This window comes from Bradyrhizobium betae (assembly GCF_004123905.1).
Lineage (GTDB): Bacteria > Pseudomonadota > Alphaproteobacteria > Rhizobiales > Xanthobacteraceae > Bradyrhizobium > Bradyrhizobium betae_A.
The window spans coordinates 1-11,923 of sequence record NZ_MZXW01000046.1 but is presented as its reverse complement, the minus strand read 5'-3'; the positions used below and the strand labels follow the sequence as shown (position 1 = coordinate 11,923).

Here is an 11,923-nt window from a genome sequence, read left to right as displayed (position 1 = left end):
TGGTGTGGTGGGTGGGGGTCGTCGTGGCCGGTCGGAGGGGTGGGGTGGCAGTCGGGGTGGTCAGGATGCGGGCGAGAGAGTGCGGGAAGTCGGGCGCCGCGGGGGGGGGGGTGGAGGCGGCGGTGGGTGGTGGTGGTCTCGACCGTGCGTGCGGGCGGCGCATCGCCGTTCCAGCCCTCGCGCAGGCGTTCGTAGACCGTCGTGATGGGGTCGGCGGCAATGTGCTGGGCGGAGTATTGGTTTTCGGTGGTGGCCTGGTCGAACACCCAGCTGCCCTGGGCGTGCAGGAAGCCCTTCAACGCGCTGACATAGCGATTGCCGAAGCCGTCGAATTGCGGGCTGTGGGGATCGCCAACGTCATCGGCATAGAGATGGTGACGGCGGTGGTTGGCGACCCATTTCGCGATCGAGCCCTGCACCGCCATCTGAGCGATGGCGCAGAAGAACACCCGCATGATCGGGCCGGTGCGGAAGCTGCGATGGACGAACAGGCGGTGCATGCCGGCGCCGATGCCGAACGTGGTCAGCGCGAACATCCAGACGAACGTAAATAGCTCGACCTTGCCGAGGCCTTGCGTGACAGCCCAGATGATGCCCGCGACAGCGCCGACATAGAGAATGCCGAGGAGGAGATAGCTCTCGCGCAGCTTGGCCTGCACGAGCGGTCCCTCGGTGACGACGCCGGGTGGAAGCTGCGGCTTGGCCGCAATCCTCGTGCTCTGGGCGATCTCTGCCGGGCTGAGCCCGGCATCAGCGATAGACATTCCAGGACTTCCAATACGTTTAAGGCCCGCAATGATTGCGGACGTACTGGGACGCACCCTATCGCGCAGGGGCCTCCACCTCCAGTCCTTAGTTAAGAAAGAGTTAAGATCGATCCGGCCGGATCACGCCGATTGCAGCAAGGGCGTAGGGCGGACGAGCAACCGGACGAGATCGTCGCGCTGCTGCTTCTCGGCGAACTTGACCGCGAAGCCGTTGTCGAATTTGCGGATGACGCGCCCGACGCAGGCACCGACCGCAAGCGCGGTTCCAACCGGCGGGTCGTATTCGCAGGATATCGCGACCCCGGCCGTGGAGACGTCGATGATGAAGCAGGCATGAGTGCTGCCGTCGGCCAGCGTCAGGAAGGTGTGCGAGACCTGCGGAACGAAGCGCGCGTCATTGCGATGCTCCAGGACGCTGGCGTCCTTCTGCTTCTTCTCCAGCCAGGTCAGCTTTTCCGACATCCAGGCGCGCCGCGCCCGCGTCATGTCGAGTTCCATCAGGAAGCCGGCCTTCAGCGTCGCGCTGATGGTGCACTGGAATTCGCCAAAGTCCTGGAAATAGGAGGTGACGCGCTCGCCGATCTTGCCGACGACGGGCACGTCCACGATCATGCGGAACGGCGAGACACGCTTGGTCCGGCAGGCGAAGGTGCGGAGCTTGCCCTCGCAATCATACCAGCGCGGCAGCGAGTAGCTGCCGCTCACGGTGACTTCCACTGCGCGCTGCCTGAGGAACTCGGAGACGGACATGGGGGCCAATCGTGTTTCGGAGTGCTTCCGTAATTCCACGGTAGCAATCAAATTCTAAGCAAATGATACCGGCACTCATGAGCAGGGGTAAATTTCCGGTAAATGTGCAGGCCCGAGTGGGCGGCATAGCGCCGCGTTGAGGCGGCCCGCGACCTCACAATTGCGTCACCCGAGCAGCACCAGCAGAGCCAGTACGCCAACGGCCATGGCGAATTTGATCGCCGCCCAGAGCAGGTTGCTCGGTCTGGTCCGAAATCCGAACCACGGCCACGCGCGCCGCATCGCCAGCGTTGCGAGCGCGTCGACGATGGCGAACGCAAGCGCGACGCCGGCGATGAACGACCACGATGTGTCCGGAGGCATCCACGCGGCGAGCCAGGCGGGGGCAGGCGCTCTCAACGCCGCGAGCAGCGCGAACCATCCGAACAGCGATGCGAAGGCCTTGATGATGTTGGGGCCGACCGTATCGGGCTCGAACCGGATGCCGATCCCAGCAAGCGCAAGCTCGATGCGCTCGCCGTCGTCGAGGAAGAGAAAGGCGCCGAGGTAGAGAGGGATGCGCGACTGGAAGAGCAGGGCGATGGCACCGAACAGGACCACGTAGCCGACGGCGTCGCCGAGAATGTCCATGCTGCTCGCGCGCGACGCCGTCGCAGTCACGGTCTGCGGCTGAGGACGCGACCTGGCGCGCGCCATGTGCTCGAGCATTTTGGCGCGCCGGCCCGGTGCGTAAGGGATCGCACGCTGGATCCAGGGCGGCGGCGCGGCCGACGGGCCGTCCGGGGTTGATTTGCGCTGCTCCATGGCCTGCACCAGTTCCAATGGGCATTGGTCGGCGGTGGGGGGCAGGGAGGTTCATGTGGGGACGGCGAATTTCGCCGCATCATCCGATGACCCGGATGATGCGCTCCCTAGCCGAATTGGCCGGGCTATGTCGGCGGCTACATCGAGAACCTCAACACGACCCGTAAGACCGGCACGCCGCCGAATGCCTACATGAAAGAGGGCTGGATCTGGGATACCGGCTCGACCTGGCAGGAAGACCGTACGGGTCTGTTCTAGCCTATCGCGTCAGTGTTCCCCCCGCACCGTCAGCGCGATAGGCTTCGACCTGTTGCCGTAACGTGTTGAGCTGCTTGTCCGGGATTTGCCGGTCGACCCGGTGAACTCCATCCCGCACGCACCGAAGAATGAGTTCGTCGACCGCCGGCGAGTGGTGCCAAATGTCCGCATATTGGTCGAGATCGTGAGTGATCTCTTCAGCTGCTCGAAAATCGAAAGGTCGACATTCGGAAGGGCTGCCAGTTGGCGGAGCATGTACGAGTTGATCCGAAAGAAGACAGCATAATCACGCGGCAGGATCTCGCGAAGCGCGATAAAGTTCAGGATGGAGTAGGGCGGAAAGATGATGGTGAAGTCGACATCTGGGTGAGCCCTGATGAAGTCTATGGCATCATGTCGAAATTGCTGCTCGACCTTTGCTTGGTTGTAACGCAAGCGTAGTCTGGCAGGGTTGTCGCGGTTGTGCCGAAACGACTTCCATGCAAGATCGCGCCGATATCGATTTGAGACGAAGGCGCTGTGTACGGTGTTGAGGTTGTCGAGATTGTCCTCGGTGAACCGGAGAACACCGATCCACGTCAGCTGCGTCATGGTCATGTCGAGATCCTGGAACCGACGTGCGGCGATACCGAGTGAGTCTCGCAGCATCGTCAAATCGAGGAGATAGCCGGCGACGCCCTTTGGGTTTAACCGGTAAAGATCGGCGGGAAGGTAGTCCAGGGTGTCGACATCCTCGGCGCTTCGAAACGCGAAATCGTCCATCATCCAGATCACGCGCTTTGGATGTCTGGTGGAGATGGCCGTCTCCAGCACGAACCGTTGCTCGGGTGAGGTCATGCCTGGGGCGGCCAGCTTGATCGATTTCCCGCCCAGGGTGAGGTCAATGGAGCTCGGCCGAACGTATAGCGCGATCGATGTGCCTATGAATGCGGTGTCGAACTCCTGGCTGCGAATAAGGCCTGCCGACTGCATTCGGCTGTCGGTCGTATAGTATGGGTGGGCAGATCCATGAAACAGTTGCAGCGGATCGACGGCAAGGTTGACTGCGGCAACGGCAAGCGTGGTTACGAGCGCCGAGGCAAGCAGCAGGGTCAGGTGTCGGATGTGCATGGTCAGAACCGGAAATAGATGAATTCGCTGTGCTTGTTAATGCCGAGCACGCCGAGCGCGAGCAGCGCACCGGCGCCCATAAAGAGCTTTGCACCTCCGGCCTCAGCTGCACTCAGCTGCTGGCGTTCCGCATCGTAACCGACGATGTCCTGCGTATTCGGGCAGAACCACGCGATCAGCGCGGCGGCGGCGATCGGCACCAGCGACCACTGCTCGCGCAGCCCGAACTGGATGCGTGATGGGTCCGCCATGCGCGATAGGATCGATACTGCGGCTGAGAGATTGTCTGCCCGGAAAAAGACCCACGCGACTACGACCGCCAGGAACGTCAATGCACCGCCAGCAATACGCGCCGGCGGCCGAAGCGCCGCCGGTGCAGCCGGAGCCAGCCTGTTCCACGCGTGATTGATGCAGAGATAGAGGCCGTGCAGCGCACCCCACGCGACGAACGTCCACGCGGCACCATGCCAAAGGCCGCCGAGCAGCATCGTGATCAGCAGATTGACGTAGCGGCGTAGCGGCCCGCAGCGACTGCCACCCAAGGGGATGTAGAGATAGTCACGCAGGAAGCGCGACAGCGTCATATGCCATCGGCGCCAGAAATCGATGATGCTGGTCGCCTTGTAGGGCGAACAGAAATTGAGCGGCAGGAAGATGCCGAACATGAGCGACAGGCCGATCGCCATGTCGGAATAGCCGGAAAAATCGAAATAGAGCTGGAAGGTGTAGGCGAGTGCGCCGATCCAAGCTTGATCAAATGTGGGGACCTCGGGACCGAAGGCGAACTTGACCAGCGGCTGGATGCCGTCGGCGATGCAGGTCTTCTTGAACAGGCCGATCGCGAAGATCGCGAGGCCCGCTGTGATCAGTGCCAGCTGTGGTCGGCTGGACGCCCGCCGCTCGAATTGCGGAATCATCTCGCGGTGGTGAAGGATCGGTCCTGCGATGAGGTGGGGGAAATAGGTGACGAACAGCGCATAGTGCGGCAGCGCGTAGCGCGCGACCTTGCCTCGATAGGCATCTACCAGGAAGGCAATCTGGGTGAACGTATAGAACGAAATGCCGATCGGCAGGGCGATGTCCAGCTTCCAGCCGGAGGAGAACAGGGCGCCAAGGTTAGCGCTGATGAAACCGGCGTATTTGAAGTAGCCGAGTAAAAGCAGGTTGCCGGCGATGCCGACGACAATGGTTCCGCGTCGGAGACCGGCGCGGGAATGCCGGATCAGGATGCCGCCGGCGAGATAGTTGAAGGCGATAGAGAGCAGCAGCAGCGGAACGAATTGCAGGCCACCGGCGGCGTAGAACGCCAGGGATGCCACCGCGAGCCACAAGATGGGTAGAACGCCGCTGATCCGGCCCAGTGCGAAATAGCCCGCCAGCGCGATCGGCAGGAAGCCGAAGAGGAAACCGTACGAGTTGAAGAGCAATTCCAGCGCCCCCGATTGGCAGTAGCACCAGTTACCGCTGCAACCGGGGAGGGTGCAACCCGCGCGGGACGGGATTCTGAGAGCTCTACCCCGAAAGTCGTAGCCAAGGCCGCTCAGCTCGGCGGCGGCGGCGCCAACCCCGCTTGGTCAGCTCACAAAAGGACACCCCCACATGCTCGACCTGCGTGGCACTTCGCGTGCCGCGTTCGATCTCGTCGTCGCCGAGGAGGTAACGAGCGCTGCGGTCTATGATCGCCGCTATCGTGGCCTCGAATATCCCGGTGACCAGTCCGGGCCGACCGGCGGCATCGGCTGTGATTTCGGTACGCAGACGCGAGCCCAGATCTCGGCCGACTGGGAAGGGCGGGTGTCCGTCGCCGAGATGAAGGTGCTCGGCGCCTCCGGCGTGCGCGGCGACAAGGCGGCCTATGCGCGCAAATACGGCCATGCGGTCGACATCTCGTTCGAGCTGGCGATCGAGGTGTTTTCGACCTGAGCGGCGCGATCATCGCAGCGCTCGTACAGCTCGCCGGGCTGGCCGGCGTCAGGCGGATGATGGCGCTCCCTAGCGGAATCGAACCGCTCTCTCCACCGTGAAAGGGTGGCGTCCTAACCGATAGACGAAGGGAGCAAACGCGGGGCCCGGCCGCATTTGGCGGCGAGCCCGCGGGCCGGCCGAGTCGTGCCCGGCGGCCTGCAGCGGGCGAACGTATAGTGGCCTTTCGGGCGCCGGGCAAGCCGTTCGGGAACGGTCTTTTGGCACCGGTGGATAGCCGCCCCCCGGTATCATTCGGGGGCGATTTCAACAGTTCCTTAGGGGAGCCTGAGTTAGCGCTGGAACCGGAGACATTTGAGCCAATGCCACAGCCCAAGAAGCGCGCAGCCCGCAAATCGCTGTCGCAGCACGCCTGGATCACGCTCGACGGCGGATTCGCGGCGCGGCATTGCCTGGTCCAGGACATCTCGGTGACCGGCGCCAAGATCACCATGGACGACGACGCCAGCCAGCTGCCGGGCACGATCCGGATGGCGTTCGCGCGCGATGCCCGTACCGGGCGGAGCTGCCAGGTGGTCTGGCGCCGCGGCAAGTCGGCTGGCATCAAGTTCATCTGATTGGCGCGGATGGCGCGTGGCGCCGGTCCGGGCTAGAACGGCGGCATGCGTGCGCCGCTCCTCATCCTCATCTCGTTGCTCACCACATCCGCGGCTGCCGCCGAGGGCCTGCGCCTGCCGGCCGCCGAGCCGCCGCAGGCGGGCAAGACGTTACCCCTGAAGGGCACGGCCGGGACGGCCAAGGCGGGCTCCTGCGCGTCCTATGGCCGTGGCTTCCATATGGTCGAGGCGACCGGCACCTGCGTGAAGATCGGCGGCTCGATCAGCGTCGATACGACCATCCGGCGCTGACGCCATGCCGCCGGACCTGATGCGGCCCGACATCGTCGTCCCCTTCGTGATGTATTGCGCGCTGCTGTGGTGGGTCGGCCGCGGCCTGAGCTGGACCGCGAAGCTTGCCACCGCGGTCGTGACGCTGGTGCTGATCATCTGCGTGCTGCTGGTCGAGCGTGGCTGGCACGCGCCCTGAAACAAAAAGCGCGAAAACAACCCCATGCACAGTAGCCGTCAAGTGCGGCGGCGATGATTTTTGCCCGCGCCAAGGCGGGGATTCATCGCGCGCTTCAAGCGGCTTACGCGAAGCCTCCGGCTCACGACATCGGCGGTGCGACGAATTGTGCAAATCCGGGCCGCTTGCCGAGCTCGGCGAGCCAGCGCGTCAGGTGCGGCTGTGCCGGCCGGGTGATGCCCTCGACGCCGAGCCAGCGCCGCGCATAGGATCCGATCGCGATGTCGGCGATGGTGAACGCGTCGCCGTCCATGAACGGCCGCGTGGAGAGCAGGCGGTCGGCGATCGCCCAGACCTCGGCGGCCGCGTCCGCATCGCGCTGCACCTGGATCATGTCGCGCTCGGCGGGCGGCGTGCGCACAATGCCCCAGAACACCGGGCGGTCGACCGGCTGCACCGCCGACAGCGTCCAGTCGAGCCAGCGGTCGACGCTCGTGCGCAGCTTCGGCGCCTCCGGATAGATCGGCGTGCCGCGCCCATGCGCGAGGCAGAGGTAGCGCAGAATCGAGTTCGACTCCCACAGCACGAAGTCGCCCTCGACCAGCGTCGGGATCCGCGCATTGGGGTTCATTGCGAGATAGTCGGCCTCGCGGGTCTTGCCGAACGCCATGCCGGCGTCGATGCGCTCGTAGGGAAGGCCAAGCTCGGTCAGGCACCACAGCACCTTCTGCACGTTGACCGAATTGGCGCGGCCCCAGATCGTGAGCTTTTGGTCCGGCATGAAACTCCTCCCGCGGCGTTTTTCTCGGCGTCGGCCGCCGTTGCGGGGTGATAGCGGAATTCGCGTTCGCGAGCGATGCGCGATTGCACCTCCCCCTCATGCAAAAAGCTCCGCATCATGCGGAGCTTTCCGTTGCAAATTGTGCCGGATGATCAGTGGCCGAAGAACAGCCACAGCAGAATGATCACTGGGATCGGCACGCCCAGCATCCACAACAACAGTCCTCGTCCCATCGCGTTCTCCTCCAATCGCATTGTCCTGGAGTGAACGCGGACGCGCGGCGGTGGTTCCTGCTGTCAGGGCCTACCAATGGCCAGTATTCGGCATCGAAAGCCACGGCTCCGCCGGTGCCTTCGGCTCGCCCTTCTGCAGCAGCTCGATCGAGTGCAGATCCGGCGAGCGAACGAAGGCCATGTTGCCGTCGCGCGGCGGACGGTTGATGGTGACGCCGGCCTTCATCAGCTGCGCGCAGGTGGCGTAGATGTCGTCGACCTCATAGGCGAGATGGCCGAAGAAGCGGTCCTCGCCATAGGTCTCCTCGTCCCAATTGTAGGTGAGCTCGACCAGCGGCGCGCCGCGCGTTTGCGGTTGCTTCTTCAGCGCCTCGAGATCGTCCGACGAGCACAGGAACACCAGCGTGAACCGCCCCTTGTCGTTCTCGATCCGCCGCACCTCCTTCAGCCCCAGCGCATCCTGATAAAACTTCAGCGCGACATCGAGATTGCGCACGCGCAGCATGGTGTGGAGGTATCGCATGGGTGGGGCTCCCTTGAACGGTGGGGTTTTGGTTTGGGCCGGGACGGCGGGGGAGAGATAGCAGGAAAGTGGGGGGAGCGGCAGGGGGCGGAGGCAAATGTGCGTGAGCGAGCCCTTTCGGTCAGGCCTCTGACCCCAAGTTCAACTTGAGGTATATTTCAGCATTGATTGATTCTGGGGCAAGCGCCGATGGGCGGTTCAGACTTGGCGACAGAGTTTCTAGCTGAGATCGAGGCCGCCATTAAGAAGCACCGGTGGGCCTACACCAAGGATACCTCCCTCTACCAAGCCATCGTCATCGTCTCTGCCGGCTGCGGGATCGTGTCCCTCTATCTTGGAGCGACGAACCATGCGGTCGCAGCTGGCGTGTTGGGTGGCGCAACGACGATCGCCTCGGTTTTGACGCAGACGCTTCATTGCGTCAAAGCGCAAGGCTGGCAAGACCGCTTTCGGGCCGAGCTGGAGGGGATAAGGATTCAGTTTGTCTATGAGCATGCGTCTGCCCCGACGCCAGAGGCGCTGGCAGAACTCGGTAAGCAATATCGAGAATTGGTTTCGAGGATGTCGCAGGAGTGGGAACGGATCATCAGTTCGCAAGCGGGTGGACTGAACCTGAATCTCGGCAAGAAGAAAACGAAGCCGTAGAATCAACAGCGTGGCATTAACCTGTCAGCGTGAGGCCACTGCAATTGCGCAAATCGCCAAATCGGGACAACTGGCGGATAGGAATTACGGCGACGGTGCGCTCAATTTGCCTTTTCTCCTATCAGTAACGGAGCCACGAGTATGCGAGGGCTGGCGGAGTTTGGTGCACTGTCACCGTCACCGTAATTCCGAGCAAGCCCGGTCCTGCCGATGAACCATTCTCGATGTCACGGTCACTAATGCCCATATCTGGAAGGTATTCCGACGTGAAATGGTTCAAACGATATGCAATTGGCTGCCTGATCTGGTTGATTCTCGGTGGCATCAGCGATGGCTATAGACGGCCCGGCGAAGACACGCGTTGGGGCGCTATCGTCATCGTGGCGGGTTTTTGGCCCATCGTGACCGCCGTCATCGTTGGCAGCTCTGTCGGCGAAGTCGCGCACAAGATCAATGAAGGGAAGCTGGGGTGACTGACGTGTCCGACATCCAGATACTGACGCCCGCACTCTCGATGCCCAGGCGCGACCTGCTGAGGCAAGAAATATATAAAGGACTGGCGGACAGAGCGGCTCTCACTTGCGGGGGGCAGTCCAGCACTGTCGCCGTAATACGGGCTGACTATATACGCATCCCAATCTGTGGGCGCGCCTCCTTCGCCGTATCCGCTTGAAGGGATCAATCGATAATGAAACCGATGTCGTCTGAGGGGCGGCGGAGCTTCTCGCGATCCATTTTCGTGCCGTAGAGACGATTGATCGTGCCGATGAGATTGGCTTCGGGATCACTTGCGCTTGTGAAGCCGTCGTCTGGCCTGGATAGCTGTTTCGGGTTGACCGCACGAACGATGTAGGGCGTGACGAGAACCATCAGCTCGGTCTGGCTGTTGACAAAATCTTGGCTGCGGAAGAGGGCGCCGAGCAGGGGGATCTGCATCATGCCCGGCATCCCGTTCACGGCACGCTTGGTCTGATCCTGGATGAGCCCGGCGATAGCCATCGAGCCTCCCGAAGGAATCTCGAGGGTGGTGTCGGCGCGCCGGGTCTTGATGGAGGGAACGGTCAGGGAGTTCGTCGTCGTGTCGCTCACGGCCTGCGACAGCGTGATCGCGTGCTCGTTGGAGAGCTCTGAGACCTCCGTCATCAGATGCATGCTGATGCGCCCCTCCGTGAGAACCAAGGGGGTGAAGTTGAGTGACAGCCCGAATTTCTTGAAACTGATCTGCGTGGTGCAGACATGCGTGGTCGGGTCGCAGGAATAGCCCGCTGGAACCGGAAACTCGCCGCCGGACACGAACGTGGCGGACTCGCCCGAAATCGCCGTCAGCGTCGGTTCGGCCAAGGTCCGCATGACGTTGGCGTTCTCCATGGCCCTGAGCGTTGCCGTCGTTCCGCCCGCCGTGAACGTGGCGTTGTTTCCCGACACTAGGTTCTGCCCGTAAGCGGTGAACGGGTTCGCGTTCGTCAGGCTCACGGCGGACGTGCTCACGCTGAGATCGATCCCAAGTTGCTTGACGATCGAGCGCGAGACTTCTGCAACGGTTACTTTCAGCATAACCTGATCGCGCGCCTGCACCACAATCGAGTTGACGACCTTGTCGGCCGAGCCGGTCAGGCGCGCGGCGATATCGTTGGCCTGCTGCGCCTCTAACGGGCTTGCGGCCGTGCCGGTCAGGATGGCGCTGTCACCGAGGCCTTCGATCTGGATGTTCGAGTGCGGAAACATTTGCCGCAGGGCGGCGCGGGCGCCGTTGAGGTCGCGCTTGACCGCAATATCGTAGGCGACGATCTGTTGGCCGGCGTTGTCGAAGAACACAATATTGGTTTGGCCGACGGCCACGCCGATGATGTAGGCGCGCTGGGTGGAGCGGATGACTGCGGTCGCGATCTTGGGGTCCGCGACCAGAACGTCCCTGGTGTCCCGCGGGAGGTCGATCACGATCGACTTGCTGACGCCGAGCGACAGATGTTGAGAGTTCATCGAGGATGCAGCGCCGCGTTGCTCGACAGGATGCCGCGTCTCACCGGCCGTCGCCGGGGACGACTGGATGGTCGCGAGCACGAAGATGCCAGTCATCCAGTGACGCCGTGCGCGCGCGTGCTTCTTGATGCGGCTCATATGAATGTCCCTTCCGTGCGGCTCGACGTCGCGGCTTGCTCTCGCGGGGTCGGCGTGACGGCTGTTTGAACGTGTAGAGATCGCCGCTCAGGCGGTCGTGCAAGCGGACGAAACAAATCTGCGGACAGGGATACGCAGGGAATGTTTTGAAACGGAGTGGCTGGCTCTGCGGACTTCGTCTGGTTGAGTTTTGCATCAGATCGTTTCCAAGCGCTCCCGCGCCATTTTGCAGCCATGGAGCATTGGTCTGCGCAGTGCTCCCTTCACAGCGCGACGGTATAGACAATGATGAAAGCGCGGCAGATCGTTGTTGGCATAGTCTGTTTGCTTGGCATCTCTTGTTCACGCGCAGAGTCCAGCGGGCATGGGGAGGCCACAAGGTCAGGACGCTCCGGTGGAAGCACCGTTGACCTGGGACTACGATCATGACGGCACCTACACCTGCGACGAATGGAAGAGGTACATGAATCAACTCTTCGTCTTCGCTGATCGCAACCGAGACGGCCTTCTGAGCGCGACGGAGTTTGCCAGCATTCGCCGTGCCGAGCGCACATTTGCCAATGCCGATTTCGGTTATTTCGACGACAACCAAGATTCCAGGATAAGCCGGTCCGAGTTCGTCGAGAAACCGAGCCGCTTTATCGGACAATATGATCGTAATATGGACTGCCGCGTCACGGCCGCCGAATTGAAGGACGGTACCCCCGGCCAGAAAGAGCCGCCCGGCGGTGGCATGGGAGGTGCCCCCGGCTCAGGCGGAACAGGCGGCTTCAGTCCGAAATTCTAGCGGGCGCTCATGTGGCCGGGATTACGGTGACAGTGCTGGACTGCACCCCTGAAGTGAGACACGATAATTACAGTGACAGGCATTTCGAGGATGACCTGTGGCAGGACGAGGAAAGAAGCGTCAGTTTCCGACGGCTTACAAATTGAAGGCGATCAAGCG

General features: G+C 62.4%; 15 protein-coding genes and 1 tRNA gene. 7 read left to right on the top strand and 9 right to left on the bottom strand.

Annotated elements, in window-relative coordinates; translation table 11 throughout:
- The 5 genes from B5V03_RS31760 to B5V03_RS31740 all read right to left on the bottom strand — a co-directional run.
- The coding region (locus B5V03_RS31760; RefSeq protein ID WP_245502386.1) for a fatty acid desaturase at window positions 1-764 on the bottom strand (764 nt) is incomplete at its 3' end.
- Window positions 765-887: 123 nt separating this feature from the next.
- Window positions 888-1,517 (bottom strand): PilZ domain-containing protein, encoded by a 630-nt coding sequence (locus B5V03_RS31755; protein WP_164988423.1) that lies wholly within the window; start codon window positions 1,515-1,517, stop codon window positions 888-890.
- 165 nt (window positions 1,518-1,682) lie between these two features.
- Window positions 1,683-2,321 (bottom strand): hypothetical protein, encoded by a 639-nt coding sequence (locus B5V03_RS31750; RefSeq protein WP_129274343.1) that lies wholly within the window; start codon window positions 2,319-2,321, stop codon window positions 1,683-1,685.
- A 267-nt stretch (window positions 2,322-2,588) separates the two neighbouring features.
- Window positions 2,589-3,689 (bottom strand): hypothetical protein, encoded by a 1,101-nt coding sequence (locus B5V03_RS31745; RefSeq protein WP_129274342.1) that lies wholly within the window; start codon window positions 3,687-3,689, stop codon window positions 2,589-2,591.
- Between the two features lie 2 nt (window positions 3,690-3,691).
- Entirely contained in the window at window positions 3,692-5,116 is a 1,425-nt protein-coding gene (locus B5V03_RS31740) for an MBOAT family O-acyltransferase (protein WP_129274341.1), read from the bottom strand.
- 172 nt (window positions 5,117-5,288) lie between these two features.
- Between B5V03_RS31740 and B5V03_RS31735 the strand changes: the two genes are divergently transcribed.
- Complete coding sequence (locus tag B5V03_RS31735) at window positions 5,289-5,612, top strand: hypothetical protein (protein ID WP_129274340.1); 324 nt, start codon at window positions 5,289-5,291, stop codon at window positions 5,610-5,612.
- Window positions 5,613-5,672: 60 nt separating this feature from the next.
- On the opposite strand, the gene B5V03_RS31730 is transcribed toward B5V03_RS31735, so the two are convergent.
- Window positions 5,673-5,747, bottom strand: a tRNA-Glu gene (locus B5V03_RS31730).
- Between the two features lie 227 nt (window positions 5,748-5,974).
- Between B5V03_RS31730 and B5V03_RS31725 the strand changes: the two genes are divergently transcribed.
- The 3 genes from B5V03_RS31725 to B5V03_RS31715 are packed head-to-tail and all read left to right on the top strand — an operon-like array spanning window position 5,975 to window position 6,698.
- The gene (locus B5V03_RS31725; protein ID WP_129274339.1) at window positions 5,975-6,229 is read left to right on the top strand and encodes a PilZ domain-containing protein; all 255 of its coding nucleotides are present in this window, start codon (window positions 5,975-5,977) and stop codon (window positions 6,227-6,229) included.
- A gap of 45 nt (window positions 6,230-6,274) precedes the next feature.
- On the top strand, window positions 6,275-6,520 hold the full coding sequence (locus B5V03_RS31720; RefSeq protein WP_129274338.1) for a hypothetical protein: 246 nt from the start codon (window positions 6,275-6,277) through the stop codon (window positions 6,518-6,520).
- A 4-nt stretch (window positions 6,521-6,524) separates the two neighbouring features.
- A complete protein-coding gene (locus B5V03_RS31715) occupies window positions 6,525-6,698 on the top strand; it encodes a hypothetical protein (RefSeq protein ID WP_129274337.1) in 174 nt (57 codons plus the stop codon).
- Window positions 6,699-6,819: 121 nt separating this feature from the next.
- On the opposite strand, the gene B5V03_RS31710 is transcribed toward B5V03_RS31715, so the two are convergent.
- Together B5V03_RS31710 and B5V03_RS31705 are read right to left on the bottom strand one after the other, a co-directional pair.
- Complete coding sequence (locus B5V03_RS31710) at window positions 6,820-7,458, bottom strand: glutathione S-transferase family protein (RefSeq protein WP_129274336.1); 639 nt, start codon at window positions 7,456-7,458, stop codon at window positions 6,820-6,822.
- A gap of 303 nt (window positions 7,459-7,761) precedes the next feature.
- Window positions 7,762-8,214, bottom strand: coding sequence for a VOC family protein (locus B5V03_RS31705; protein ID WP_129274335.1), 453 nt, complete (start codon window positions 8,212-8,214; stop codon window positions 7,762-7,764).
- 189 nt (window positions 8,215-8,403) lie between these two features.
- Here B5V03_RS31705 and B5V03_RS31700 point away from each other — a divergent pair, with 189 nt between their 5' ends.
- Entirely contained in the window at window positions 8,404-8,859 is a 456-nt protein-coding gene (locus tag B5V03_RS31700; RefSeq protein ID WP_129274334.1) for a hypothetical protein, read from the top strand.
- A 266-nt stretch (window positions 8,860-9,125) separates the two neighbouring features.
- Complete coding sequence (locus tag B5V03_RS31695) at window positions 9,126-9,332, top strand: hypothetical protein (RefSeq protein ID WP_129274333.1); 207 nt, start codon at window positions 9,126-9,128, stop codon at window positions 9,330-9,332.
- Window positions 9,333-9,537: 205 nt separating this feature from the next.
- On the opposite strand, the gene B5V03_RS31690 is transcribed toward B5V03_RS31695, so the two are convergent.
- Window positions 9,538-10,935, bottom strand: coding sequence for a type II and III secretion system protein family protein (locus tag B5V03_RS31690; protein ID WP_433995352.1), 1,398 nt, complete (start codon window positions 10,933-10,935; stop codon window positions 9,538-9,540).
- Between the two features lie 436 nt (window positions 10,936-11,371).
- On the opposite strand from B5V03_RS31690, the gene B5V03_RS31685 reads away from it, so the two are divergent.
- Window positions 11,372-11,764 carry an EF-hand domain-containing protein gene (locus B5V03_RS31685; protein WP_164988422.1) on the top strand — a complete coding sequence of 131 codons (393 nt, stop codon included), beginning with the start codon at window positions 11,372-11,374 and terminating at the stop codon, window positions 11,762-11,764.
- The last annotated feature ends 159 nt before the right edge of the window (window positions 11,765-11,923 follow it).

What these genes read in the sequence shown, in the direction of transcription:
- B5V03_RS31755 (WP_164988423.1), bottom strand. Translation starts at nt 1,517, where the DNA reads ATGTCCGTCTCCGAGTTCCTCAGGCAGCGCGCAGTGGAAGTCACCGTG.
- B5V03_RS31750 (WP_129274343.1), bottom strand. Translation starts at nt 2,321, where the DNA reads ATGGAGCAGCGCAAATCAACCCCGGACGGCCCGTCGGCCGCGCCGCCG.
- B5V03_RS31745 (WP_129274342.1), bottom strand. Translation starts at nt 3,689, where the DNA reads ATGCACATCCGACACCTGACCCTGCTGCTTGCCTCGGCGCTCGTAACC.
- B5V03_RS31735 (WP_129274340.1), top strand. Translation starts at nt 5,289, where the DNA reads ATGCTCGACCTGCGTGGCACTTCGCGTGCCGCGTTCGATCTCGTCGTC.
- B5V03_RS31725 (WP_129274339.1), top strand. Translation starts at nt 5,975, where the DNA reads ATGCCACAGCCCAAGAAGCGCGCAGCCCGCAAATCGCTGTCGCAGCAC.
- B5V03_RS31720 (WP_129274338.1), top strand. Translation starts at nt 6,275, where the DNA reads ATGCGTGCGCCGCTCCTCATCCTCATCTCGTTGCTCACCACATCCGCG.
- B5V03_RS31715 (WP_129274337.1), top strand. Translation starts at nt 6,525, where the DNA reads ATGCCGCCGGACCTGATGCGGCCCGACATCGTCGTCCCCTTCGTGATG.
- B5V03_RS31710 (WP_129274336.1), bottom strand. Translation starts at nt 7,458, where the DNA reads ATGCCGGACCAAAAGCTCACGATCTGGGGCCGCGCCAATTCGGTCAAC.
- B5V03_RS31705 (WP_129274335.1), bottom strand. Translation starts at nt 8,214, where the DNA reads ATGCGATACCTCCACACCATGCTGCGCGTGCGCAATCTCGATGTCGCG.
- B5V03_RS31700 (WP_129274334.1), top strand. Translation starts at nt 8,404, where the DNA reads ATGGGCGGTTCAGACTTGGCGACAGAGTTTCTAGCTGAGATCGAGGCC.
- B5V03_RS31690 (WP_433995352.1), bottom strand. Translation starts at nt 10,935, where the DNA reads ATGACTGGCATCTTCGTGCTCGCGACCATCCAGTCGTCCCCGGCGACG.